Genomic DNA, 25,950 nt, shown 5'->3' with positions numbered 1-25,950 from the left:
GTCGATGGACGAAACGAAGGCGGAAGGAAAAAAGGCAGAAGGCGGAAAGCAGAAGGCAGAAAGTCGGAGGTCGGAGATTTGTGTGGGAACCGACTGGTTTATTGTATCCGTTGGTTCGGTGAACGTGAATGAACGCGGTGAGGATTAAAACAGCGTGAGTTGGCCGTCGGCGGAGCGCGGGGGGTGGAATTGGGTGGTGTCGAGCGGCGGCAGGTCGCGGTTCAGGCCGAACTTGTGTTTGAAGACGCGGAACGTGTCGGCGATGCCGTCGGTGTATTCGCCTTGACCACGCATGCGGCGGCCGAATTGGTAATCATTCATTTTCCCGCCGCGGACATCTTGAATGCGGGCGATTACACGGTCTCGCTGCAGCGGCCGGTTGCGGGCCAGCCAATCTTCGAAAATTGGTCGCACGGCCCAGGGGAGCCGCAACATTTGCCAGCCTGCGCCACAAGCGCCGGCCTGGGCGGCGGCTTCCAAAATGGCGGGGATTTCTACGTCGGTAAGGCCGGGAATGATGGGTGCGACCATGACGCGCACTGGTACACCGGCGGTGGAAAGTTCTTTCACAGCGCGCAGCCGGCTGTCTGGGGGACTGGTGCGCGGTTCCAGATCGCGAGCTAAATCAGCATCGAGTGTGGTGACGGAAAGATTGATCGCGCACATTCTCTGCGCAGCATGAGGGGCGAGCAAATCAAGATCGCGCAGGATGAGGGCGTTTTTGGTGATGATGCCAAACGCTTGGCGGGCTTCGACTAGAACTTCGATGCAAGAGCGGGTGATTTTCAGGCGGCGCTCGGCGGGTTGGTAGCAATCGGTCACGCCGGACATGGCGATGACTTCGCGGCCATTCCACGACGGTTTGCATAGTTCGGCGCGGAGCAGGCGGGCGGCATCGGGCTTGTACAGCACTTTGGTTTCAAAATCGAGGCCGGCGTTCATGCCCAGGTATTCGTGTCCGGGGCGAGCGTAACAGTAGGCGCAGCCATGCTCACAACCTCGATAAGGATTGATGCTGTGCGTGAATGGAATGTCGGGGCTGTCGTTGTGAGTGATGAGGCTGCGGGTGTGGTCGGGGAAGAATTCGGTGGGAATGCGGCGCTGGTTTTGGGCGGCCAATTCGTCGTGTTCGAGCTGCTGCCAATCGGCGTGGGTGGAAACTTTTTCGAACCGATTGGTCGGCTCGATTTGGGCCCCGCGGCCGACGATATGCTGTGGAGGTTGTTGAAGTGGCTGCATGACTTTCGCGGGGTGGTTTTGACCGGCTTTCAAGTAGTGTACATTTGTTCTAATCAAAGGTCAATTGTGGACGGAACACCCAGGGCACTGTTTTTTCATTCCGGCAGCAAAGAGAATTGGATTGCGGCTGCCGCGGGCCGCTTCTTCTTTTCGCAAAGAGGCTGATTTGCCAGCGGCGAGTAGAAAATTCAGGTCGAAGAAGCCGTGCGCTTGCTGGGCGATTGGCCGGGGAATCGCTAAACTGCAGAGCCGTCGCCCGCTTTTCCTTCTGTGAAATCTCCGCTGGGCAAGCCCAGCGGCTAACTATTCAACTTCCGCTATTCAACTTCCGCTGGCAAGTCCAGCGGCTAAAAATGGTGCCGCCATGACTGATCGCGAACGCTGGATTGTGTATCCGTTATTGTTGTTGTCGATCGGTTTGGGCGTGTTTCAAACCGGAAACGAACAACAAAACCATTCCGCGGATTTGGATCGGGTGCGCTGCAAGGCGCTGGAAGTGATTGGCGCGGACGGGAAAGCCAAAGTCACGCTGGGAACCAATGAAAACGGCGATGGCGTGATGGAAACCGCCACTGCCAACGGGTTACTGGCAATGAAAATGGGATCGAACCCCAGCGGTGCAGACCTGACCCTGTTCGACGGCGATCATAAAAAATTCTTGGCGCTCGGCTTCGAAGGGCAGATTATCGGTCTGGTTGCCGGATTAGTGGGAGAGCAGAAGTATTACTTAATGAATGTCTTGCCGATTCCTCGATTGCCACGGCCTGAAGAAAAAACAACAGATCGATCAGACTCGACCGACAAGCCGGCGGATTCTGACAAATCGCCGGGCTCTGGCGCCGATTCGACCGTTCCGCCGCCCGCGCAGGAAAAGGGACCGGGGATCCAGTGATTAGTATACAACTCAAGAAGACGTAGCGGCCCCGGCGCGCCGGGGTCTCCAGCCGCTGAGGACAAGCGGCCACCACATCCGGGCTGACCGCAGCCGCTGAGGACAGCGGCAACTACATCCACCGCGTAATTGCGGGACAGGCTCCTACAAGCGGCCTTTATTTTTCCGTTCCGATGCCGGGAGGCGGGGCGGGGGCGGCATCGTCGGTTGCCGGGCCAGCGGCGGCGGGTTTGATCGGATCGCCGCCGTGCGAATCGGCCGGGGCGCGGGCTACGATGGGGGATTGGCTGTCGCGGGGGCCAAATACCTTCTCGCGGTACAGCTTCAATCCGCGGGCCGCGTGGTACAAAGCGCCGCAATCTAACTGGCGGTTGGCGTTATCTTCCAGCAATTGGCACAACCGATTCACCGCGGCCGTGACCCACGGCTCTTGCAATTGCTCTTTGGTCAATGCGACATCCAGCCATTCCAACGTGTGGCCGGTGGCGTGCAGGGTAACTTTGACATCGGCGGAACTGCCCGGCCGAACGAAAAAGCTCGTGGAAAAGTTGCCGTCGGGCTGTTGAAATTCGCGGGCTTTGCGGACGCAATCTTGAATGACGTTGTGGGCTTTCTGCCAGCCGCCAGTGAGTTGGTCGGGAGTTTTGCCGGTTTGCTCCATGTAATGATTCAAGGCAATGGTCAGGCCGTACAAGCGGTGCGTGCCGCCGCAGGAAGCTTTTTCGCCGACAACGGGAGCATCAGCCTCCATGGCTTCGAGGCGTTCGGTGTTCCACTGCTCGCCGTCTTTATCTACCCAGGTGTGATCGTAAGGATAAAAAGTGCTGACGGTCCATAAAGTCCAGCAGGCTTCCATGCCTGGGTAAAGATCCCATTGGGCCTGAGTGGCAAGATCCTCCACTTTGTAGACTTTGCCTTGAACCACGAGCTTGTCGTCAGGCTTAACGCCGACTTGCGAAAGGATGCCGACCCATTGGTCTGGATGGCCTTGGGCCGCCATCGAACCGGGTTCCAAGTGTGCTTTTACGCCGTGATCGCCTGGTTCCAATTCCCAGCCGTGCAGATCACCACCGTTGAGCAACCAATCTAGGGCCCCAATCATTTGTCCGTCGTGTTCGATCTTGAGATCGTGTCCATAGGCCAAAATACCGTGCATGATTTGCCAGGCATTGTGGTCGCGCGTGTTCAGCGTGCGGTTGTTCAGCGTGTAATCGACCAGGGCATCGATGCGATCGCGCAGTTCGTTGGGCGAGGAAAGGTTGACATTAAACGTCTGAGCAGGTGGAGTTGTATCTTTCGAGCAACCGCAGGCCAGGCCAAACGTTAACAACAAGGCAACGCTGAACCATCGAGCACTAGGGAGAAATGACATTGGATTCTCAATGGGGAGAGGAATGGCGGGAGAGAAACGCGGTTCCAGGGGCAGACAGTCTTTTAACACTTCGGCACGGATGCTAGCAGAAGTCGCGTAAAAGTGCAGACGTGCGGTTAAGTGGGCGGAATATGTTGAGTTTGCCGGATGAAAGGAGCTTCGGTCAACCCGCAGGGAGCGGCGATTTTACCCCAGCCATTTGAAAGGCGAGGTTAAGTGGCGAGGCGATCTCAGAGCGGTGGTTTGTGAATCGCTTGTAAATCCTATGATGACAAGTGGTTGCGCATGAGCAAACAGGCTTCGGACAAGATCCGACGGCCTTTGGGATACGTAGTAACGAAGAAAACGTGTCGTAAAGCGAAATAATATAATCGCATTTACACCCCCGCATCATCTGCTGATGCATCTGCAATGCTGGGCAAATGCAGCCAAGCGTATTGAGGACGCAACCAAATGTTTCACATGTTTGATCCGTTGTATTTTTTGTTCCTGGCACCTGCTTTTTTGCTGGCGATGTGGGCGCAATTCCGCGTTAAGTCGGCGTATGCTCAAGCGCAGCAACAGCCGGCGCCGCTGAGCGGAGCGGCCGCCGCCCGTCATATTTTGGATCAAGCAGGTTTACAAGCGGTCAACATTGAGATGGTGCCGGGGGAAATGACCGATCATTACGATCCTCGCGATAAAGTGCTGAGGCTGAGTTCGGCGGTGTATCAAAGCCGGTCGTTAGCAGCGGTGGGTATTGCGGCACACGAATCGGGTCACGCTTTGCAAGACGCCAAGCACTATGCGCCGCTTTTGGTGCGCAATGCGGTGGTGCCGGCGGCTGGCATCGGAACGCATTTCAGTTTTCTATTGCTAATCCTGGGCGTGCTTTTTAGCCTGCCGGCTTTGCTGTGGGCCGGCATCATTCTGTTTAGCACGGTCGTGTTTTTCCAAGTGGTGAATTTGCCGGTGGAATTCGACGCCAGCGCGCGAGCCAAGCGCGAACTGGTAACCTTGGGCATTGTGCCCGAGCAAGACATGCACTACGTGAACAGCGTCTTGAATGCGGCAGCACTGACGTATGTGGCGGCCACGTTGCAAGCGGTGATGACGTTGCTGTACTATGTTCTTCGGGCCAGCGGCGAATCGCGGCGATAAAATGCCGCCTAGGGCAGCCCAACGGTTGCTGATCGCACGTCAATTCATGCGACCGTCGCCGGATACGTCGTTTCGCACGCTCGTGGAGTTCATCTAGTCGAGTTCATCCATTTTATGACCGAAGAATTTATCCAGATTGTGACCACTGCGGCCAGTCAGGAGAGCGCGAAAAAAATTGCCCACGCGCTGTTGGAGCAACGGCTGGCCGCGTGTGTGCAAATCGTGGGGCCAGTCAAAAGCATCTACCGCTGGAAAGGCCAGATTGAAACTGCCGCGGAGTGGCAGTGTTGGATTAAAACTCGTCGAGCAAAGTACGAGCCGGCTGCCCAGGTCATCCGCCAGCACCACACCTACGAACTGCCGGAGATTTTGGCTCTGCCGATTGTCGAGGGCTCTGAAGCGTATTTGCGTTGGCTGGCCAGCGAAACGAGCTGAACATGTTGAACTGGCAGATGCTGTTCCCGGAAAGCATTGGTTAAAATAGTCGGATGCTTTCCTTTCATACTGCGGTACATGCACGCTCGCCGGAAGTTGCCGCTGGCCCGGAAATCAGATTGCGGGGCACGACATTTCAGACGCTGACCGTCAACCCTTCGGCATTAGCAACGGCGTTCCCCGTCAGTTTTGAACAGGCCGGCGCGGCGCTGGAAAAGCTGGAGCGGTTGCATTTCGAACCGGATGGGTCGTTCGTATGGGTTTCGGGCCGTGACGAACTGGCGTGGCAAATTGACGGCAATTTGTTCGATCGGTCCGGTCGGCTGCTGTTTGTCGATTTGAAGGGGACTTGCCCGAGCCGGCAATTCGATCAACTGTTGGCGGCTTTCGGTTGGCCGACCACGGCCGTGATGTTCCAATTGTTGCGCGAAGCCGCGTTTTTGGACGAGACGGAATTCCGACGCTATGCGGAAATAAGGGCTGCTAGCAGTCCAGCGACATTATGAAAGGAGGGCGTTTGGTTGCGCGGCGGGAGGATTATTAGCGTCCGCTTGCCAGGCTGCATGGCGACAACTTCATCACGCGTGGACAATCGTTGGCCAGCGAATGCGGAATGCCTCCATAGTCATCGCAGCGTCTTCGTGCTTTCTCGTGTCGATAGGCAGTTTATTTGGGTGGAAATCCAGGTAATTTTCCACGGCGGAATCGGCACGGCGATTGCAATGTGCGTTTTGTATCTGTCTCCGCTCCAAACGCTCCCAAGGAACCATCGCATGTTGCTTACCGAAATGTCGGGCGAAAAGCAAGAATCTACGGATCGCTCAGCGGCGCTGAGTTTGTTGCCAACGGCGGAGGTGCGTCCGCCGATTTATGGTTCGAACGAGCTGCTACAGGGCTGCCGTGAAGCTTGGATTGAGCACGGTCAGCAAATGTACCGTTTGCGGCTGACCCACGCCGGCAAATTATATTTGACGAAATGAGCGGACGGAATTTGATGAACTGCGCGAGCGGTGATGCTTCGCCGACACACCACCAGAGATATGCCGTCGGCCGCTGCCGTTTCCCGATAACTTATTTCGCCCGCGGCAATGCCAAATCTTTGTCGCTGGCTTGCATGGCGGCTTGGATGCGGCGATTGATTTCCATGGCCGCTTGATGCTGGTAATCGCTGAGCTGCGTTACCAATTGCCGATTTTTTTCGGCGGCGTCGCTGGCCTGATCGTTGACCAAGGCGACTTGTTTTTCCAGCGCCGCGACGTGCTTTTTCAGCATGTCGCTTTCCGCTTGAAAGCGAACCAGGTCGCGCTGCAAGGCGGCAATTTCGGCGGTTCGATACTCGATGTCTTTGGCGACTTTCTGCTGTGCATCTTGCACGGCGGCATTTTCGCTGTCGACCTCTGCCGTGGTGCGCAGCAAGCCTTCAATGGCTAAATTCAAATCGCGATAGAGCCGTACATAATCGCGCAGCGGACGGACAAAGACATTCGGGTTTTCGGGCACGAGGACCACGTTGCCTGCGGCAATCTGCTCCTGGGCCGATTGCGGGTCGAGCAGCAAAATGGTGTCGGCGGTCACATGCTGGGTTTGCTTGTCGGCGCCGGCGCCGAGGGAGACATCAAAATCTTTCAGCGCTTTGACCCGTCGCCAGACGCGGTCGGTTTGCGATTCGTCGGCCGCGGGAGGTTGGCCGTCTTTGATGAATTCTTCCTTGACTTGATCGGGCACATTGGCCGGGAATTGACCGCCGATGATTTCGGCATCGTTGGGCGGTTGCTTACCCTGTCGCTTAAATTGTTCCTGAACCGCGCGCAATAAATCCGCGTAGATGTCGCGGCTGTCGGTCGGCATGACTTCGTACAGAATGAGCGGATCGCTGCGACGTGCTGCGAAGCGCTGCAATTCCGACAGACGCAATTTGAGCGCCGGAGTCAATTGCACTTCCTGGCCGTTGACGGCGGTAACTTCAAACTCGCCGAGAAATTGGCCGCCGGCGCCGGCATCGACGTCGTCGAACACATACAACACCATATTTTTTTCGATACCTGACGGATCGGGCTTATCGACGACCGCGGTAATTTTTCCGGTGTCGGGGGCGACCGCTTTTTGCGTGACCTGGGCCCAAACCCGACCCCGGCCTTGCAGCATTTTTTCCAGGTCGGTCCGCAATTGCGCCAAGCTGAGGTGCTCGTTTCCGGCGGCATCGGGACCGCCTTGGATGAGCTTGTCGTGAATTTTTGCCTCTTCGGTCAGGGCATTTTCGTATTTGTTGATTTCGCCGCGCCAGACGCTTTGAATTTCCAAAGTGCGGGCCGCTAGATAAAACCAGACCACCGACAGCAACATGATCAGCGCGCCCAGCGTGATGTGATACCACCGCCAGGTGGTTGCGCTGAGCACCAGCGCCACAATGCCGCCGATGACCAGCACTCCGCAAAGAATCGGCACAATGGGCATCGGGAACAACTCTCAGTGAGTGCTTGTGGCCGTAAAGAAACCGCTCCCTTCCCGCGGGGAAAGGGTTAGAGAACAGGGAAAATCATATATCGTTCGGCAGGAAAAGGACTTGCGCGACATTCGTCGCCATACTTCGATGATAAATGGGGTAAACCAGGGTGTCAACAAAGAGCACCCGTCGTAATTCCTGGCTCTTTGCTCGGCGCGTCGCGGTTTTGGCACAGATAAGCGCTAATTCGCAGGGCCGTAACCGGGTGCGGGGTTTCCGTCAGCGTCTAGCTTGCCACACGCCCACAGCAGACCATCGGCCAGTAATCGCAGGTAAGCGTCTTGTTCCACGGTTTTAGTATCGTGCCCCAGGGTGGTTCCGAACACCGGGCCTTTGCCGTAGGTATGGACCCAGCAGACGATGCTTTGCTTGCCATTGTTGTCGGGCGTGGTGGAACGAAGCAACGGGGTGGAAGAATCGGGGAACACCAGCGTTTCGTACAATTCGTCTCCCGGTGTGCTCCAGTTGTCTGGAAAATGCTTCATGATCGGATGGTCGGCGGTCACCTTTTCGGTAGCGAAGGGCTTATATTTGTCGTGATGCCGTGTGCGCTGACCGCAGCAATCGGTCCAATCGTCCGAAGCCATGAAGGTGTGCATGGAGCAATGCAGCATCAATGTCGGCTTGCCTTCCTTGGTGACACGCAGGGCGTTGTCGATTAAATCTTGATCGGCCTCCGGCGGCAGCGTGTTGGCTTTTTCATCGCCGGCGAAGCAGATGTTGTAAATAATGGCGTCGTACCCTTCGCCCAAGTTTTTATCGCGCATGCAATCCAAGTTCCACTTGCCGTCGGCATTTTTTTGCATCTTCACGTCGATGTCGGCATGGGCGTGTTTTTTAATGCCGTCGGTAATGATGGGGGTGAGCTTTTCGTAATCGTGATATCCGCCGCCGGTGATGTACAACACTTTCAGCGCGGGGGGCGCTGCCGGCAGGTTGCTCGCCGGCTGGTTGCTGAGCGTAAAGCCAGTTTGAGCCTGCGCGGACACTGTCCATAAACAGAATGGGGTAATCAGCAACGCGATACATGCCAGAGTGGATTTCATAAATGGGCTCTTGAAACGATGAAGGTGGTGCGAATGGCGCAAGCCATATCATTTCCGCATACGTGCGGTTGCCGGTCAAGCGTTTCACACAGAATTCTAAAACTGAACCGGTTTTTGCGGCACCATTGGGAATGTAAGACGGGCGCTCGATAGCGAGCCACGACCATTCGTGGTACAACTTTCATCCGCTGCGTCAATTTCTCCAGGCCCAAAATTGCACGATCCCTCTATGAACGAGCCATTTGTCACCGCTGCCGGTGAGTCAGCCCCGTCGCCGCCGCAGTGGAAACCGTTGGGGCGCATCGATCGCCGTGTGGTTGGCGTACTGGTCGAAAAAGCCAAGACCACGCCGGATCAATATCCCATGACCATGAATGGGCTGATCAACGGCTGCAACCAAAAGAGCAACCGCGATCCGCAAATGCAGTTGGAAGAATCGGACATCGACGACTCGCTCGACCGGCTGAAAGGCGCGGGAGCGGTTATCGAGGTGCAGGGGAGCGGGCGGGTGGCCAAATTTCGCCATTTGCTGTACGAATGGCTGGGCGTGAACAAAGTGGAATTGGCCGTGATGACCGAGCTGCTGTTGCGCGGGGCGCAGACTGAAGGAGAATTGCGGGGCCGGGCGGCCCGAATGGAGCCGATTGCCGATTTGAACGCGCTGCGTGAAATTCTGCAATCGTTGCGGGCGAAACGATTAGTCATTGATTTGACGCCGCCGGGGCGTGGCCAAATCATCAGTCATAACTTGTATGAGCCGGAGGAATTGCAGCGGTTGAAGGAGCGGCTGGCTAGCGGCGGTTACGAAACGGCTTCGGCCCCGGTGCCAACTGCTCAGCCGTCAAGGGAGCCGCCGAGAGGATCGCCGCATGCAGCACCCAGTTCGACACCCGTTACTACCCCAGGAAAAGCAATTGGCGAATTGCAATCGCTCCGTGCCGAACTAGCGGAAATGCGGCGCGATTTGGAAGCACTGACGGAGACCGTTCGACGGCAAGAACGGGAGATTTCCGATTTGCGAACGTCGGTCGGCGGGTGAGAGCCAATGCTCGCCTGCCGAGTGCGGTCGCGGGACAAAATGTCGCAGCGTCACTCGGCCGCGACGTGGGCGCCTTTTTCGGCGACGGAGCGCTTCATGAAGAAAACCAGAAAAACCAGGCAGAAGGCGACCATCGACGCCACCCAAAAGACGTCGAAAAAAGCCAGCGAGCTGGCCTGCTGTTCCCGCAGGTTGGCCAAGACTTGCCAGGTCATTTCGTGCGACAAGGGCGCATCGCCGGTGTGTTGGAAAAAGAAGCTCTGCATTTGCTGGGCAAACGCGGCAACGTTGTGATTGAACAGATCGAGCTGTTCGTTCAAGCGGAGTAAATGAAATTGCTCGCGCCGTTCCTGAATGGTTTGGGCGAGCGAGGTGCCGACGCTGCCCCCTTCATTGCGGAGCAGGCTGAACAAACCGACGGCGGCCGCGCGCAACTCGCGGGGCATGTACATGTAAGCGGCCACGTTGAGCGGGGCGAAAGTGAGCGACAGGCCCATCACCATCACAATCCGCGGCGCGGCGACTTGCCAAGGGCTGATTTCCAAATTCATTTGGCTCATCCAATAATTGGCGGAACCGACTACGACCAGTCCCACTGCGATCAGCCACCGGGCGTCGGCTCCTGCGCGCAGCAGAATGCCGCCGATCAAGAGGACGCCAATCGCAAAAATGCCGGCGGGCGACATCACCAGACCGGAATGATAAGCATCGTAATTGAACAGGGATTGCAATAATCCGGGCAACGAAATGCTGGCCGCATACAGTGCTCCATAGGCGCAGAAAATGATGGTGCACGACATCAAAAAGTTGCGTTCTTTCAGGGGCCGGAAATTGACGACCGGGTTACGGATACGCAGTTCGCGGAAAACCAAGAAGCCAAAGCAGAGGATGATGAGCGCCAGGAGCGTTTGCACGCGCCAGAACGGATCGCCCAGCCAGTCCCACTGCTGTCCCTTGCTGAGAAATGTTTCCCAGCAGGACATACCCAGCGCCAGGAGTCCGAAGCCGATGTAATCAAAATTGAGGGGCTTCTTGAGCAGGTCGGCGCGGAGCTGCTGGAGATAATCGGGATCGGTCACGGTCGCCCAACAAGCGGCCAAGGCAATCAACCCGACGGGCACGTTGATGTAGAAAATCCACCGCCAGTTGTAATTGTCGGTCAGATAACCGCCGAGCGTGGGCCCGACGACCGGTCCAACCAGCGCCGCCAATCCGAAGACGGTCATAGCGCCGCCTTGCTTCTCCGGCGGAAAGGCGTCGAGCAAAATCGCCTGGCTGCTGGGCTGCAACCCGCCGCCGGCAATTCCCTGAATCACGCGGAACAATATCAATTGCGGCAGGCTGGTGGCCAGTCCGCACATCATGCTGCTGCCTGTAAACAGGGCGATGGAAAGCATGAAGTAATTGCGGCGGCCCAAGCGGGCGGAAATCCAGCCGGAAATGGGCAGAATGACGGCGTTGGCGGCCAGGTAGCTGGTGATGACCCATTCGCTATCGACCACGGCTGCCGACAGTCCGCCAGCGATGTAACGCAGGGCGACGTTGGCGATGGTCGTATCGAGCACTTCCATGAACGTGGGGATGACGACCGCGGCGGCGACGATCCAGGGATTGATCGACTTGCGAGTCGTGACCGGAAGCGATAAGGGGGCGGTGCTCATGGCGCGTTCCGAGTGCGGAGCGAAGCGCTACTTCGACGGTTGACTCAATTCCGGAGGCGTCGGCGGCAACGGCTTGGAAGTTGTCGGATTTGCATCGGTCGGATTTGTTTCCGTTGGCTGCGGCGCGTCCGGCTGCGGCGCGGGGGCTGTCGCCGATGGCGCGGTCAGGTTTTGCTTGCCAGCGGGAACGGCGGGATTGGATCCATCCAGCATGGCATTTTGTTCCGATTGTTGCGTGACTCGCGGCAACGGCAAAAACGGCTGCAGGAATTTGCCGGCATCGGGGCCGGTCGGCTCTTCCTTCACGTACACATAGGGAACGACGGACAGGCCGATGAACAGCGGCAGTTTGTCGGGATCGTAATTGATCGGATCGATGCGCACGGGCAGCCGTTGCACGACCTTGATGAAATTGCCGGTGGCGTTTTCGGCCGGCAGCAGGGCCAGCGTAGAGCCGGTGCCCATGGTGAATCCGGAGATGCGGCCTTCGAATTCGTGCTGGCGGCCGTACATATCGACGCGCATGCGGACGCGCTGTCCGATGCGGAGCTCGTCGAGCTGCGTTTCCTTGAAGTTGGCGTCGATCCAAATATCGGTGAGCGAGCGGATGGCCATCAGACTTTGGCCCACCTGCACGTTGTTGCCGGGATTGACGTTGCGGCGGGTGATGACGCCGTCGATTTCCGCCACCACGTCGCAGTAGCTGAGGTTCAAGTTGGCTTGATCTAAATTCGCCTGCGCCTGCTGCAGCTTGGCTTGCGCGAGCTTGATGGCCGGGGCGTCGGCCTCCAGCTTGGCATAAATGCGGTCGAGATTGCCTTGCGGATCGCGTTTGTAAAAAGCGTCGATGACTTCCTTCGGCGTGGCGTTCCAACTGGGGGGCGTAATGCCCAGTGGCGCCGCGCTGACCATCAAATCGGCCAGGGCTTGCCGAACGGTGGAGAAGTTTTGATCCAGGTTCGGCGGTACTTCAGTCAAATCGCCATTGTCCGGCTGGGCGGGCAAACCCAAGCTGACGCGGATTTGGTACACCTGCTCCAGCGCTTGCTTTTGCTGCGCTTGGGTCACCCGGTATGCTTCTTCGCGCAGGTCGACATCTTGCTGGCTGATGGCGCCGGGAGTTTTTTGCACTTCCAGGGCACGATCCCAGTCGGCCTTGGCACGAATCGAACGAGCTTTGGCGGTATCCAGCGCGGCGACGGTGGCCCGCAGCGAGGCGATTTGATTGTTCACATCTTCGATGGAATGTTCCAGCTTGAAGCGATTGGCGCGAGCGGTGGCAATTTCGGCACGGACTTCATCTTCGGAAACGATGAGCTGGGCCTGAGCGACGGCGACCAGGGCTTTGTTCACTTCGACGATGACTTGGTACGGCGTTTTATCGAGCTGCACCAGAATATCCCCTTTGCGGACGCGGTTGTTGTCGTCGACCAACACCTTGACGACCTGATCTTGAATGCGCGGCGCGACAAACGTGACGTGGCCGTTGACGTAGGCGTCGTCGGTCGAGACGGTGTTCAACACGGTCTCGACAAAGGGAATACCGAAGCAAGCAGCCGCGGCGACGACCACGGCGGCCAGCACAAGCAAAATCAAACGGCGGCGCAAAACAGGCTTGCGGCCTTTGGGAGCGGGAGCGCTTGCCGGGACAGGAACTGGTGCAGGCGTAGACATCGAGCAATTTTACGTTAGTGGGCAAATGTTGCGAAAATAAAACACCGCATTCTTTGGTGCGTCGCAAGCTATTGGCCTGTTTCACCTTGCGGCAGATTCACGGGCCGCGTCTACCGATTACGGCAGCGGGCTGCCCAGCCTGCAGCCCGAAGTTCTGGTCATTTCCGCCAATTTGTCTTTCTCGTTTCAAGCGGTTTGGGTACTGTTTTGGCCGCGCCGCCGATCTGTTTTACGCTCCGGGGCGCGTGTCTGGAAAGCACTTCAATCGCGGGGAATATGCCATGCAAATCAAAACCAGGTATTGGAAAGCATGCACAACGCTGACCTTCGGAATCGTCGCTGGGATGGCCCTAGGGGGAGCGGCGCCGACGAGTGCCGATGAGTTCCGAGTCGAATCGAAAGTATACTCCGGGAAGGACGAATCGAACACCAGCCAAAGCGTGACCTTGTTCACCGACGACCGGGTGTACGATTTCCTTTCTTCGCCCGATGAGATTACGGTGTTTGATTTTCAGCGCAACCGGATCGTGGTTTTAGACCCCAATCGCAAATTGCGAACGGAGATGACCACCGACAGATTGAACGAATTCACCGAGCAGCTGCGCGTTCGGGCTGCTCGGCAAACCGACGCCTTGTTGAAGTTTGCAGCCAATCCGAAGTTTGATGGCAGCAAAAGCGACGACCAGTGGCTGCAGTTTTCGAGTCCGCAGATGACGTATCGAGTGCAACCGGCCAAGCCGGACAATCCGAACGTGGTGCATGAGTATCGGATGTTTTCGGACTGGTCGGCGCGGTTGAACGCCATGACACATCCCGGCGCTTTGCCCCCGTTTCCGCGTCTGGCCGTGAATGACGCGTTGGAGCACAACGGCCAAATCCCTGAAAGCGTGCAGTTGACTGTGGTGGCGCAAAACCATTTGATGGCCAAGCCCATGGTGCTGCGGAGCGAACATCTATTGACGATGCGGCTGCTGCCGACTGATCGGAAGCGCATCGACGACGCCGGGAAGGACTTGGTGACATACCCCGAGGTTTCCCTCGAGGAATACCTACGCCCGCTGCAAACGGCCAAGCGGTAACCGGTGAGAACAGTAAGCACATTGTCTAGCGAGCCAGCGCTTCGCATTCGATTTGTATCGCCCATTTCCTGACTGGGATACCGCTATTTGGGCGGTTAAACTGGAGATATTGCCGGGCTGCGACAAAGAACGCGGCCTGAACCAGTGCCTTTCCAGTTTTATCGGAATCGACCCAGGCTCGCATGTCCACCGCGCAAACGCCTCTGCTTTCGCCGCAGTTGCTGGCCCAACTGGAAAAGTTGGAGTTGGTTAGCCGGAAGATTTTTCGCGGGCGGATGAAGGGGGAGCGCCGCAGCAAGCGCAAGGGGCAAAGCGTGGAGTTCGCCGATTTTCGCAGTTATGTGCCGGGGGACGATTTGCGATTCATCGACTGGAACACGTACGCCCGGCTCGATCGGCTGTTTCTGAAAATGTTCCTCGAGGAAGAAGAGCTGCATTTTTATTCGCTGATCGACGCCAGCCGTTCGATGGATTTCGGCACACCCAGCAAATTGGAATACGCCAAGCAATTGGCCGCAGCGCTGGGGTTTATTGGACTGGTGCGCGGCGATCGGGTGCGCGTGGAATCGCTGGAACAATCGGCAAAAGCTTCGGGGCCGATTTTTCGCGGACGGCGCAGCCTGTGGCGAATGTTAGATTCCCTGGAGAAAATTGAGCCCGGCGAAGCCGTGTCGTTGGCCGAGGGAGTGAAAAATTTTTGCCTGCGCAACCGCGGCAAAGGCATTCTGCTGCTCATCACCGATCTAATGGATAAAGCCGGTTACGAAAGTGCGCTGCGCTATTTGGTGTCGCAGCAGATGGATGTGTACGTGATTCAAGTGCTGAGCGCAGAAGAAATCGATCCGGACATCAAAGGCGATTTGAAACTATTAGATTGCGAAGACGCCGACGTGGCGGAAATTACCGCCAGCGCGCCGCTGCTGGCACGCTATAAACGCACTTTGAATGCCTTTGTCGAAGCAGCGCGGTCGTTTTGCCACCGCAGGGGGATGAATTATTTGATGGCGCGGACCGATTTGCCCGTGGAACAGTTGGTGGCCGGATATTTGCGCAAGCGAGGGTTGGTAAGGTGATGTTTTTAGGCGAACGTGCTAAACCGCTAGCGGACAGAGACGGTAATGGGATTTCGGCGCGACCAACGGTCGCGGCTTTATGATTCAATAGGCGACTGGTCAACGGCCACGGATCGATTTCCATGGATTTTCTTCCGGCACTTTCGGCTTGGCAATGGGCGCTGCTGCTGGCGGTGCCGCCGGCGATTGTGGCGCTATATTTTCTCAAGCTGCGGCGGCAACCGCTGGAAGTGCCCAGCACGTATTTGTGGCACAAGTCGGTTGAAGATTTGCACGTCAATAGCCTGTGGCAGCGGATCCGGCAAAACTTGCTGCTGTATTTGCAACTGCTGCTGGTGCTGCTGGTGATTTTCGCACTCTTGCGGCCAGGGTGGCGCAGCGGCATGCTGAGCGGCGGGCGTTACATTTTATTGATCGATCATTCGGCGAGCATGAATGCCACCGACGTGAACCCATCACGGCTGGATGAAGCCAAGCGACAGGCACTGGCCATGATTGACGAAATGCCCAGCGGCGAGCAGGCGATGGTCATCAGTTTTTCCGACGTGGCGCGGGTGGAGCAGGGGTGGACCGACGTGCGGCGGGAATTAAGCCAGGCGGTGAATAATATTAGGCCCACGCATCGGTCGACTTCCATTGAAGAAGCGTTGAGGGTCGCCGCCGGGTTGGCGAATCCGACGCACACCACGGACGAAAATCAAAAAGAGATCATGCCCGCTAAAGAGTTCATATTCAGCGACGGCAAATTTCCGCCAGCGACCGACGTTGCACCAGGACATTTGGAGCTGGTGTATGTGCCTATCGGGAAAACATCGGCGGAAAACGTGGGGATTGTGGCGTTTAGTGTGCGGCGGAACGAGGATCGCGAAAACGAATTGGAGGCGTTTGGCAGCCTGCAGAATTTTGGCGCGGCCGAAGTTGCCGCGCCGGTCGATTTGCTTTTGAACGGCAATGTGATCGATGCCTCCACCGTACACGTGAAGCCGGGCGAAACGGCCGGCGTGTCGTTTCATTTGGGCGAGGTCGATTCCGGGGTGCTGGAGCTGCGGCTGAACCAGGGCGACGCTTTACCCGACGACAACTGCGCTTGGACGGCGGTGAATTCATTACGGCGTCCAAAAGTGTTGTTGGTGACGCCGGGGAACGAAGCGCTGGAAATGGCACTGGCTACGCCCCGGGCCGGCGAAATGGTGGAAGTTTCCAAGGCCAAGCCCGAAGTGCTGATGACCAAAGTGCATGAGCGAGCGGCCGCCGGCGGTGCATTCGATTTGATCATTTACGATCGCTGCCAGCCGATCACCATGCCCCAGGCCAATACGCTGTTCATCGGGGCAGTGCCACCGCCGGAAACCAGCAGCGCGCCGGCGAGCAACACCGGCGGCACCCTCACCCCGGCCCTCTCCCAAAGGGAGAGAGAGAAGGGCGGCGCGACAAATGACAAGGGGCCAGCCGATACGTGGTGGTCGTTGGGCGCCCCGGTGGTGTATCCGCAGATTATCGATTTGGATCGGACACATCCGTTGATGCAATGGCTCGATTTGGGAGATGTCGATATTGCCGAATCGCGACCGGTAACGCCGCCATCTGGCGGCACACGGCTCATCGATTCCAACAAAGGCACACTACTTGCAGTTGCGGCCCGAGAAGGTTTTGAGGACGCAGTGCTAGGGTTCGACATTTACACGGTCGATAAAAATGGTGAGGCAGCGCCCAACACAACGTGGCCGATTCGGCGGAGTTTTCCGGCGTTTGTGTATGCTGTGCTAGACTATTTGGGAGGCGCAAACGGTGTTCAGGCTGGCGAGACCGTGAAACCCGGCCAGCCGGTGACGCTGAAAAGCGACGCTCCGGTGGGAGAGTTAAGCGTACGTACTCCGCAAGGCACGTTGCTGGCGGTGCCGCGCGGCCAGAGTGGTTTGTTCCATTTCAACCAGACCGACGAATTGGGGCCGTACGAAGTGAGCCAAGGGTCAAAAATCGTGGAGCGGTTTACGGTAAATCTGTTTGATCCGGCAGAAAGCGATATTCCGACTGCGAAAGACAAATCGATTGAAATTGGCCATGTTACTGTCGAAGGGAGGGCGGCATATGAGTCCGGTCGACAGGAAACCTGGAAGTGGCTGCTCGTGGCTGGGCTAGTTGTTTTGCTGTTGGAATGGTATATGTATAATCGGCGCGTTTACGTGTGACAGAGTTCGCAAAAAATCGATCCATAGTCACAACGAGATCGACCGGGCGGTTACGCATGTCACAAAGCACAACGTCGCTTACGCCACCGGAGTTTCGGTCGCCTCGTCGGCGGCGCAAAGCCTTCAACCGATTAGTGGAAACCAAAGTCTGGGAGAGGGTTTCTTATCCGGAGTACCGGGAGCATGTGCGCCGCGTTTACGCCGGCCCGAAGGGCGCACTGCTGTGGGCTTGCAGCTTACTGTCACTGCATGCACCGCTGGGCGACCGGATGTTTCGCCAACGACGGTTTGACTTGCGCGGCCGCAAAAGCATTTTGGACGTGGGGAGCGGCGCCGGGCAAATTGTGCAGCACTTGCTGAAATACGCGGACGGTGACGCCGCCATCGTGGGACTGGATATTTCGTCGGAGATGCTGCGGCGAGCGCGAGGCCGAATAAAAAGCGATCGGCCGCAATTTCTGTCGGCAGATCTTTCGCGACTCCCGTTTGCCGACTGCGCATTTGATTGCATTACCTGCGGCTACGTATTGGAGCATTTGCCGGAAGCCGGGCCTGGTTTATCGGAAATGGCCCGGGTATTGGCGCCGGGCGGCCGCATGCTGCTGCTGACGACGGAAGACAGCTTCGGCGGCGCGTGGACCAGCCGCTTGTTTTTGTGCCGCACGTACAACCGACAGGAGCTTTTGCACATTTGCCGCGAAGTGGGCTTGGAGCCCGTACAAGAACTGTGGCTTTCCGACATTCACAAAGCCCTGCGCGCCGGCGGTATTTGCTGGGAACTGCGGCGGGTGTAATGAACTCCTGGAAAATGGTTAACCGCGCGGTTTTTTGCCGCGGTAGCTGAGGTCGAGCAAATCCATCGGATGATACACGGGCAAGCGCTGGCCTTGCTGCCGAGCTTCGCGGGCAATTTGCAAGATGCAGCCGGCATTGGCGGTGACTACCGCTTGCGCGCCGGTGCCGAGAATGTTTTGCCACTTTCTGCGACTTAATTGTTGCGACATTTCCGGCTGGGTGAGGTTATACGTGCCTGCCGCGCCGCAGCACAATTCGCTTTCGGGCAACTCGCGGAGTTCTAAACCGGGAATCAGGCTCAGTAGTTTGCGCGGCGCATCACGCACTTTTTGAGCGTGAACCAGATGGCAGGCGTCGTGATAGGTGGCCTTCAAATTGATTTCGCCTTGCGGGGCAACGAGGCCAAGCTCAGCCAGAAATTCGTGGATATCTTTCACTTTGGCGGCAAACTTTTTTCGCAGTGGCTGTAATTCGTCGTGCCAATGATGGCCGTAATCTTTGAGCATGGCGCCGCAGCCTGCGACGTTGACCACCACAGCGTCGACTTCGTCGACTTTGAAAGCGGCCAAGTTTGCGTCGGCGAAATGTCGGGCCGGTTCGCTGGCGCCACCGTGAAAATGGATGGCGCCACAGCAAGCTTGGGCCTGCGGCACAAGCACGTCGCAGCCATTTTGCTGAAGCACGCGGAGGGTGGCCCAATGCGTGGGTCGAAAAAATACATCAGCCACGCAGCCGGTAAAAAATGCCACACGGGCGCGTGGCTTGCCGACGGCGGGAAGAATTTCCGGCAAGCGGCGGCCCCTGCGCTTGGCCGGCGGCAACAAGGTCGTTAGTTGGCGCAACTGCGCCGGCAACAGGCGCATCGCTCCTAAATGTTTTAGCAGCCACCACAATCCGGTACGCTGAGCCACGCGAACAGGAAACAACCGCCGCGCCAAGCGGCGCGGGTACGGAAACAAGCCGAACAAAATCCGGCGATGAAACCAATCGTCGCTGGCATGCTTTTCGTCGCCGAATTGCTCCAAGCCCACGCGGAAGGGTTCGATCAACCGACCGTACTGCACTCCGGAGGGGCAGGCGGTTTCGCAAGCCCGGCAATCGAGGCACAAATCGATATGGCGGCGCAGCTCGGCGGAGAGTTCCAGGCGTCCGTCGGTTACGGCCCGCATCAAATAAATTCGGCCCCGCGGACCATCGTTTTCATTGCCCAACTCGGCATACGTGGGGCAAGATGCGGTACAGAGTCCGCAGTGAACGCACTCCAGAAAGCGCTGATAATCGATGGCTGCCCCGGGATTGGTTTGCCCAGTTTCGACGATGCTGTTAGATGTCTCGCGGTGCATGCTTTCTGCCGGCATCTCTAGACGGTTTTTGGCGATATGCGCTCGGGTTGCCGCCATTTTCACAATCCAGCGTACACAAAACGACCACGATTGAGCAGATCTTTGGGATCGAATTGGCGTTTGATTTGTTCCATCACGGGGGCGGTGTCGCCGAATGTACCCCACCAACACTGGCGGGTGAGGTCGGCGGGGGTAGAGCAGGACAGGACGGTGATGTGCCCTCCGTATTCGGCGGCGGCCGGTTGCAAGCGGCTGACGAGCATTTTTGACAATCCGCCTGCCCCGAATTCCGTCAGCCGGGCGACGACCACTCCGTTTCCGGCGTGGGCTTGGACGGAGCAGTTGGGATCGATCCGCATTAGCATTTGGACGAACTGCAGCGTGCGACTGGGCAGCATCGCCGCTTTAATCACCAGCGGCGGATTACCTTCGACCGGAAATTGCGCCAATCGCCTCCACAGATCGGCGATGTGATGATCGGCGATTACTTCGCCCGCCACCCCTAACTTGCGCCATTCGTTCCAGAGCGTGTCGGCCATCCAATGGACTTCCACTTCGCTGCCTTCGAAACCGACTAACAGATGAGCCGAGCCACGGTCGGCTACGGAACCCAGCACAGGATTGTTGCTCCAAGCGGGTCCGGTGAGCAATTCGATGGCGGCGGGTGCGGTTTGCGTGGTCACGAGCGCCTCCAACAATCGCTCGGCGGTTTCCGGACTTCTGGGGTGGCAAACCACAAACCGTGAACATTCGGGCATTGGCTTCACGCGCAGCGTCACTTGGGTAATGACAGCCAGCGTGCCGAGAGAGCCCGTGAGGAGTTTGCAAAAATCGTACCCGGCCACGTTTTTGACGACTCGGCCGCCGCCGTGGAAAAGAGTGCCGCGGCCATCCACTGCGGTGACCCCAATGAGGTAATCACGCATCGTGCCCTGGGAATAGCGCCTTGCGCCGGAGGTATTGGTGGCGATGACGCCGCCGATCGTGGCACGATGGGCATCGGGCAAATCGATGGGCAACCGTTGTTTTTCGTTGGCCAGCGTGGCGGCTAGGACATCGAGCGAGAGGGCGGCTTCGACCGTGACCGTCATGTCGCGGGCTGAGTAATCGATCACGCGCTTCAAACCTTGCAGCGACAAACCCAGTCCGGAATCGCGCGGCGGCAAGCCAAAATTGAGACTAGCGCCGCCGCCGATGGGATAAATGGGGGTCCCTTCGTGAAAGGCTTCGCGCACAGTTTGAGCCAACTCGGCCTGATCGACGGGAGTTAACGTATCGGTCAATGGGAGTGGATCAGCAGCGGGGGGCAAGGGAGGGTGAATGAGAAGAATGATGAGAGCTTGATGCGCCAGTAATCAGTTAGTCGGAATTATTCCGATGGTCGTCGCAGCTTGCGGTTACAGTGCGGCCTGCCGACCGGGGAATTTTTGTTTGATGACGCTTGGACTAGACCCCGAATGTTCCATGCCGCAACCGCCGGCGGAAGGGAGCATTTTGCAGGGACTGAGGCGACCCTCGGGATTAAACGCCAATCGGAGGCGCTCCATGGCGGCCAAATCTTCAGTCGTAAACATTTTGTGCATGAAGGCGATTTTTTCCACGCCGATGCCGTGTTCGCCGGTCACGCTGCCGCCGCAGGCGATACATTCATCGAGAATTTCGCCGCCGGCGGCCAAGGCGCGCTCGATTTGGTTTGGATCGCGCTCGTCGAACAGCAAAATGGGATGCAGGTTTCCGTCGCCGGCGTGGAACACATTTACGATTCGCACGCCGTGCCGCTGGCCGATTTCCATGATCCGCCGAAAAATATGCGGCAACTTGGTGCGTGGCACGACGCCGTCCTGCGTGCAATAGCTGGGACTTAACCGGCCGACGGCGCCAAACGCCTGCTTGCGGCACTTCCATAACCGAAGGCGGTCTTCGGCATCTTTTGCCTGGCGCACTTCGCGGGCTTGGCATTGGTTGCAGATTTGGATGATGCGGTTGCGTTGCCGGTCTAAATCGACCTCGAGGCCGTCGACTTCGATGAGTAAAATCGCCTTGGCATCCAACGGAAAACCCATGTTGAAGGCGTGTTCCACAGCCACCAAAATCCCCTCATCCATCATTTCCAGCGCCGCCGGAATGATGCCGGCGCCGATGATTTCGCTAATGGTGTTGGTGGCGTCGTCGACGGAATCGTAAATGCATAGCAGCGTGCGAACCCCTTGCGGATTGCGCGTCAGGCGCACCCATACTTTCGTGACAATGGCCAAGGTTCCCTCGCTGCCGACGAGCGTGCCAACGATGTCCAGGCCGAGTGGATCGTCGCTGGGCCCTCCGAACTGCACGATGCGGCCATCGGGCAATACCGCCTCCAAGCCCAGCACGTGATTGACCGTGACGCCGTATTTTAGCGTGTGCGGGCCGCCGCTATTGGTGGCCACATTTCCGCCAATGGTGCAGGCGCCTTGGCTGGAAGGATCTGGCGCGTAGTGGTAACCCTGCCCTTTCAGGGCCAGATTCAACCAGGCATTGACCACGCCCGGCTGGACCACCGCGTAACGATCGCGAAGATTGATTTCTTCAATGGCTTTCATCCGTGTCAGGACGATCATGATGCCGCCGCCCACGGGCAAGCAGCCGCCGGCCAAACTGGTTCCGGCGCCGCGAGGCACAAACGGAACGCGATGCTTGTTGGCCAACTTTACCACTTCGGACACTTGCAGTGCTGTGCGTGGAAACACAACGACGTCGGGGCTGTTTTTTTCGATGACGAAGCCGTCGCATTCGTAAACCACGAGATCGGCATGGGCGGAAAGGACGCCGTCGACGCCCACGACTTCCCGCAGTTCGTCGACCAACATCGGCAATAGAGAAGTGCTCATGCGAAGAAAATTCTCGTGAAGATCGGGCAGCAAACTACAGATTATAGAGCGACGCAGCAGTGAAAGTTAGCGGCTCGAAACTTAGGCAATGGCCAAAAACCTAGTATCGCAGGCCATTTTTACGGATATGCACGTAGGGCTGACCATCGGCCGCCAAGTGGCCAGCGAGCACTTGGGCCAGAAAAATACGGTGATCGCCGGAATCGAAGTACGTTTTTGGGCGGCACTCCAAGTGTCCCAAGGCGTCGGTTAGCGCGGGCAGATTGCCGGAAGTGCGATGCACTTTTAAGCCGGTGAAGGCGGGTGTGCCGGGCTCGAAGCCGTGGCCGAAATGGCTGAGGAGCGACTTTTGATCGTCGCGCAGCAAATTCAGCACAAAGGATTCGTTGGCGGATAACCACTGGGCCACATAGCGGCCTTGTTTGACGGCCACGGTAACCATCGGCGGATCGAAGCCGGCCTGCATGACCCAACTGGCGAGCATGCCGGTTTCGTTGCCTTCGTGCGCGATGGTGAGAATAAACAGCCCGCTGGGAATGCGCCCCAAAATTGCTTCCAGTTGAGTGGCGGGCATAGATCAAGCTCCCGGAGTTTTTTTCAAGGGACGGCCGAGGCGTCGTTCGACGCTGGCGATTTTGGCTTGCAAGCGGCCGCTGTGACCGCGTCGCACGTCAAGTTTGGCGGTGCAGGAAACGCGCGGATAGTCAGCCGCCACGGTTTCGATGCAGCGGCGCAGGAGATCCAGGACCGCGTTCAGATCGCCTTCGACGAGCGTGCCCATGGCGTGCAGTTGATAGTCGAGCCCTGATTGCTCTACCAGTTCCAAACATTTTGCCACGGCGGAGCTGACGCTTTCTCCAGCACCGAGCGGCGATACACTGAATTCGAGAAGAACCATTTTGCCAGCCGCGGATATGCATCGGCGGCGATAAGATTGCGATGCAGTTGGTGAGTTGATCGTTCGCGTTGCGCGAGTAGATTGTAGATTCCGGCCGGCGAAAAGTCGATTGGCCGGCTGACCTAAGTGCTTGACGGGCTTGCCATTATCGCGGTGCAAATCGGCCTGGGCAGTGCGGTGGGGCTGCGGTACACTACCCTGCTTTTCTCAGGGCCGTTCGGCTTGTCGCATTTGGCGAATTTATGAATCGATTCCGGCAAACTGATTTCGATCAGTGGTGCGTCTTCGTAGCACTGTTCACGTACGGCGTGATTGCCGTCTGTGGAGTTTCAGTTGCTCAGGGCGTCGAAGGCGATATTCCGCCGCCGCAGCCGGCAACATTCGCTGGGAATATTTACGGCATCAGTCCGCTTCCGGCGGTGCCGCGCACAGCTTACGACGATCAACGTCAGTCGGTGTATATTCTCGATGGGCCTGCGCCGATGGCCACCTCTCCAAGTGGGGCAAGCCAAGCGGTTTATCAACCCGGTCAGCAGTTTCAGTTGCTTGACGCCCCGCATTCCGGCGCGTCGCCCGTGGCGTACAACACCATTGAAGCGCCGTCGCTGCCTCCCGGCGCGGTCGTGCCTGAAGGCTATGACCACTGCGACGAACCGTGGAGTTGGCAGCTGATGCCGGACGGATTGATTTGGCATTCCGACCTGGCCGGACCAAAAGAGCCGCGGATTGGCGGCGTACTTGCCAGCGACACCGGCGTGGACACGAAGCTGGACGGCACGGTGGGTGGTCGCGTGGGATTATTGCGTTACGGCGACACTGCCGATTTTCGTCCGCAGGGCTGGCAGGCGGATGTGGAAGGAGCGGCTTTCATCCGTCAGGATTTAACGCAAAATAGCGACGTGGATGCTTACGATTTTCGCATCGGCTTTCCCGTCACGTATGGCTGGGGCGATTATCAAATGAAAATTGCGTGGTACCACACGAGCGCTCATATCGGCGATGAATATGAGCTGAAGCACCCCACGTTCATGCGCATCAATTACAGCCGCAATGCCATTGTCTGGGGGCACGGGTACTTCATCACGCCCGATTTGCGTATCTATAGCGAATTTGAATGGGCCTATTTCGCCGAGGGGGGCAGCAAGCCCTGGGCCATTCAGTTTGGCATCGAATACAACCCGGTCGTTCGCGGCTGGCACGGCGCGCCATTTTTCGACATCAATGCCTATCTCAAACAAGAAAACAATTGGGGCGGTCCGCTCACCGTCGAAACTGGCTGGCAATGGCGGCCGATGCACGGTGGGCAGATGGTTCGCACGGGCTTCTTCTACCAAACTGGCCCGACGATTTACGGCCAATTTTTCCAAGACAGCCAGCAGTTGATCGGTTATGGGTTGTGGTACGATTATTGAAAGAAGGCGATCCCCCGGAAGCCGTGTTGGCCAAACCCGCGTGTGCTTAGAGCTCAAACGGTCCTGCTTAAATTGAAACGGGTCGAATTGCTTGCGGTCCGGGGGCGCGTTATTCTCTGGTGGTTTCATTGCCCGCCGAGATTCCTTCCTGTTGACGCACTTCTCCTAGTAAGCGCCTTTGTTCGCCGAGCATTTTAGTTATGAGCAGATCTACGCGCAGCGTTTGGCTTGCCGTGAATTTTGCGGCCACCATATTTGTGAGCGCGTTTTTGCTGTTTCAAATTGAACCGCTAGTCAGCAAGTATATATTGCCCTGGTTCGGTGGCACGCCGGCCGTGTGGACCACGTGTTTGTTGTTTTTCCAAACGCTGTTGTTCGGCGGTTACGCCTATGCGCATTTCAGCCAAATGTGGTTGCGACCCAAGCAACAGGCGTTAGTTCACTTGGTATTGATGGTGTTGGCGTTGGTGTTCCTGCGTGTGGTCCCCAGCGATGCGTGGAAACCGACTGATAGCCTGGAACCCGTACGGCACATATTGGTGTTGCTGGCAGTGAGCGTGGGGTTGCCTTTTTTCGTGTTATCGTCGACGGGTCCGTTAATTCAAGCCTGGTTTGCCCGGGCGTACCCTGGCCGCATTCCGTACCGGTTGTATGCGCTATCGAACGTGGGCTCGCTGTTGGCGTTGTTGAGTTATCCGTTTTTTTTCGAACGGATTTGGGCAGTGCATGACCAGGCGACTTTTTGGTCGTGCGGATTTTATTTATATGCGGCGTTGTGCGGTTGTGCGGCAATCTATATCGGGTGGGCATTGCGCTGCGCGGATCGTGTTTCGACCGATCCGAACGTAACCGATTTGCACAGCGCCAATCCTGTGGTGATGGATTTACCCAATCAAGCTGCGCCGTCGACTGCGGCGAAAGCGGAAACTTTCTCCTCGCCGACGGTGTTGGGGCGGATGTTGTGGCTGGTGCTGCCGGCATTCGCTTCGGTCGCATTGCTGGCCATTACCAACCACGTATGCACCGACGTGGCCGTGATGCCGTTTTTGTGGGTTGTGCCGCTGTCGCTGTACCTGGTTACGTTTATCATCGCGTTTGATCACCCGCGCTGGTATCGGCCGGTGTTGATGTCGCTATTTACCATGCTGGCGATTTATACCGTGGCGATGACGTTTCACGACGGCCAGTCGGAAATCGATTTGTACGATGGCGGCACGCCGGGAAAACTTGCGCACTACTTAAAATACCATCGCTTCACGGACGACGATTTACCGGAAGCGGAGCGCCCGGAAT

General features: G+C 57.4%; 23 protein-coding genes. 12 read left to right on the top strand and 11 right to left on the bottom strand.

Annotation, left to right across the window (positions count from 1 at the left end; all coding sequences use genetic code 11):
* Positions 1–144: 144 nt before the first annotated feature.
* Complete coding sequence (locus tag VMJ32_05945; protein ID HTQ38548.1) at positions 145–1,239, bottom strand: PA0069 family radical SAM protein; 1,095 nt, start codon at positions 1,237–1,239, stop codon at positions 145–147.
* 364 nt (positions 1,240–1,603) lie between these two features.
* Here VMJ32_05945 and VMJ32_05940 point away from each other — a divergent pair, with 364 nt between their 5' ends.
* Positions 1,604–2,131, top strand: coding sequence for a hypothetical protein (locus tag VMJ32_05940; protein ID HTQ38547.1), 528 nt, complete (start codon positions 1,604–1,606; stop codon positions 2,129–2,131).
* A gap of 157 nt (positions 2,132–2,288) precedes the next feature.
* Here the strand turns inward: VMJ32_05940 and VMJ32_05935 are convergent, their stop codons facing one another.
* Positions 2,289–3,503, bottom strand: coding sequence for an ADP-ribosylation factor-directed GTPase activating protein isoform b (locus tag VMJ32_05935; protein ID HTQ38546.1), 1,215 nt, complete (start codon positions 3,501–3,503; stop codon positions 2,289–2,291).
* Between the two features lie 453 nt (positions 3,504–3,956).
* Between VMJ32_05935 and VMJ32_05930 the strand changes: the two genes are divergently transcribed.
* The 4 genes from VMJ32_05930 to VMJ32_05915 all read left to right on the top strand — a co-directional run bounded on the left by VMJ32_05930 (position 3,957) and on the right by VMJ32_05915 (position 6,058).
* Positions 3,957–4,643 carry a zinc metallopeptidase gene (locus VMJ32_05930; protein HTQ38545.1) on the top strand — a complete coding sequence of 229 codons (687 nt, stop codon included), beginning with the start codon at positions 3,957–3,959 and terminating at the stop codon, positions 4,641–4,643.
* A gap of 114 nt (positions 4,644–4,757) precedes the next feature.
* Positions 4,758–5,078 (top strand): divalent-cation tolerance protein CutA, encoded by a 321-nt coding sequence (gene cutA, locus VMJ32_05925; protein HTQ38544.1) that lies wholly within the window; start codon positions 4,758–4,760, stop codon positions 5,076–5,078.
* A 53-nt stretch (positions 5,079–5,131) separates the two neighbouring features.
* Positions 5,132–5,584, top strand: a complete 453-nt coding sequence (locus tag VMJ32_05920) for a hypothetical protein (protein ID HTQ38543.1) — start codon at positions 5,132–5,134, stop codon at positions 5,582–5,584.
* A 267-nt stretch (positions 5,585–5,851) separates the two neighbouring features.
* Positions 5,852–6,058 carry a hemin uptake protein HemP gene (locus VMJ32_05915; protein HTQ38542.1) on the top strand — a complete coding sequence of 69 codons (207 nt, stop codon included), beginning with the start codon at positions 5,852–5,854 and terminating at the stop codon, positions 6,056–6,058.
* Positions 6,059–6,149: 91 nt separating this feature from the next.
* Here VMJ32_05915 and VMJ32_05910 read toward each other — a convergent pair whose 3' ends face one another.
* Positions 6,150–7,532, bottom strand: a complete 1,383-nt coding sequence (locus VMJ32_05910; protein HTQ38541.1) for a hypothetical protein — start codon at positions 7,530–7,532, stop codon at positions 6,150–6,152.
* 231 nt (positions 7,533–7,763) lie between these two features.
* Positions 7,764–8,627, bottom strand: coding sequence for a ThuA domain-containing protein (locus VMJ32_05905; protein HTQ38540.1), 864 nt, complete (start codon positions 8,625–8,627; stop codon positions 7,764–7,766).
* Between the two features lie 229 nt (positions 8,628–8,856).
* On the opposite strand from VMJ32_05905, the gene VMJ32_05900 reads away from it, so the two are divergent.
* Complete coding sequence (locus tag VMJ32_05900) at positions 8,857–9,666, top strand: DUF480 domain-containing protein (GenBank protein ID HTQ38539.1); 810 nt, start codon at positions 8,857–8,859, stop codon at positions 9,664–9,666.
* Between the two features lie 50 nt (positions 9,667–9,716).
* Here VMJ32_05900 and VMJ32_05895 read toward each other — a convergent pair whose 3' ends face one another.
* Both VMJ32_05895 and VMJ32_05890 read right to left on the bottom strand, forming a co-directional pair.
* Positions 9,717–11,327, bottom strand: a complete 1,611-nt coding sequence (locus tag VMJ32_05895; protein ID HTQ38538.1) for a DHA2 family efflux MFS transporter permease subunit — start codon at positions 11,325–11,327, stop codon at positions 9,717–9,719.
* A gap of 27 nt (positions 11,328–11,354) precedes the next feature.
* Positions 11,355–13,001, bottom strand: a complete 1,647-nt coding sequence (locus VMJ32_05890) for an HlyD family secretion protein (protein HTQ38537.1) — start codon at positions 12,999–13,001, stop codon at positions 11,355–11,357.
* 281 nt (positions 13,002–13,282) lie between these two features.
* On the opposite strand from VMJ32_05890, the gene VMJ32_05885 reads away from it, so the two are divergent.
* From VMJ32_05885 to VMJ32_05870, 4 genes are all read left to right on the top strand, one after another.
* Complete coding sequence (locus tag VMJ32_05885) at positions 13,283–14,080, top strand: hypothetical protein (protein ID HTQ38536.1); 798 nt, start codon at positions 13,283–13,285, stop codon at positions 14,078–14,080.
* A gap of 182 nt (positions 14,081–14,262) precedes the next feature.
* Positions 14,263–15,153, top strand: a complete 891-nt coding sequence (locus VMJ32_05880) for a DUF58 domain-containing protein (protein ID HTQ38535.1) — start codon at positions 14,263–14,265, stop codon at positions 15,151–15,153.
* A 122-nt stretch (positions 15,154–15,275) separates the two neighbouring features.
* The gene (locus VMJ32_05875) at positions 15,276–17,342 is read left to right on the top strand and encodes a BatA and WFA domain-containing protein (GenBank protein ID HTQ38534.1); all 2,067 of its coding nucleotides are present in this window, start codon (positions 15,276–15,278) and stop codon (positions 17,340–17,342) included.
* A 56-nt stretch (positions 17,343–17,398) separates the two neighbouring features.
* Positions 17,399–18,136 (top strand): class I SAM-dependent methyltransferase, encoded by a 738-nt coding sequence (locus VMJ32_05870; protein HTQ38533.1) that lies wholly within the window; start codon positions 17,399–17,401, stop codon positions 18,134–18,136.
* Positions 18,137–18,154: 18 nt separating this feature from the next.
* Here the strand turns inward: VMJ32_05870 and VMJ32_05865 are convergent, their stop codons facing one another.
* The 5 genes from VMJ32_05865 to VMJ32_05845 all read right to left on the bottom strand — a co-directional run bounded on the left by VMJ32_05865 (position 18,155) and on the right by VMJ32_05845 (position 23,245).
* Positions 18,155–19,480, bottom strand: a complete 1,326-nt coding sequence (locus VMJ32_05865; protein ID HTQ38532.1) for a (Fe-S)-binding protein — start codon at positions 19,478–19,480, stop codon at positions 18,155–18,157.
* Positions 19,481–19,539: 59 nt separating this feature from the next.
* Positions 19,540–20,790 (bottom strand): FAD-binding oxidoreductase, encoded by a 1,251-nt coding sequence (locus tag VMJ32_05860; protein ID HTQ38531.1) that lies wholly within the window; start codon positions 20,788–20,790, stop codon positions 19,540–19,542.
* A gap of 87 nt (positions 20,791–20,877) precedes the next feature.
* Positions 20,878–22,347, bottom strand: a complete 1,470-nt coding sequence (locus VMJ32_05855; protein HTQ38530.1) for an FAD-linked oxidase C-terminal domain-containing protein — start codon at positions 22,345–22,347, stop codon at positions 20,878–20,880.
* A gap of 100 nt (positions 22,348–22,447) precedes the next feature.
* Positions 22,448–22,921, bottom strand: coding sequence for a flavin reductase family protein (locus VMJ32_05850; protein ID HTQ38529.1), 474 nt, complete (start codon positions 22,919–22,921; stop codon positions 22,448–22,450).
* A 3-nt stretch (positions 22,922–22,924) separates the two neighbouring features.
* On the bottom strand, positions 22,925–23,245 hold the full coding sequence (locus VMJ32_05845; protein HTQ38528.1) for an MTH1187 family thiamine-binding protein: 321 nt from the start codon (positions 23,243–23,245) through the stop codon (positions 22,925–22,927).
* A gap of 242 nt (positions 23,246–23,487) precedes the next feature.
* Between VMJ32_05845 and VMJ32_05840 the strand changes: the two genes are divergently transcribed.
* Both VMJ32_05840 and VMJ32_05835 read left to right on the top strand, forming a co-directional pair.
* On the top strand, positions 23,488–24,657 hold the full coding sequence (locus VMJ32_05840; protein HTQ38527.1) for a DUF1207 domain-containing protein: 1,170 nt from the start codon (positions 23,488–23,490) through the stop codon (positions 24,655–24,657).
* 200 nt (positions 24,658–24,857) lie between these two features.
* On the top strand, positions 24,858–25,950 hold a 1,093-nt coding region (locus VMJ32_05835), incomplete at its 3' end, for a hypothetical protein (protein HTQ38526.1).

Source organism: Pirellulales bacterium (genome assembly GCA_035499655.1).
Lineage (GTDB): Bacteria > Planctomycetota > Planctomycetia > Pirellulales > JADZDJ01 > DATJYL01.
Note: the sequence above shows the minus strand (reverse complement) of the source record. Positions and strands in the feature narration are given on the sequence as shown.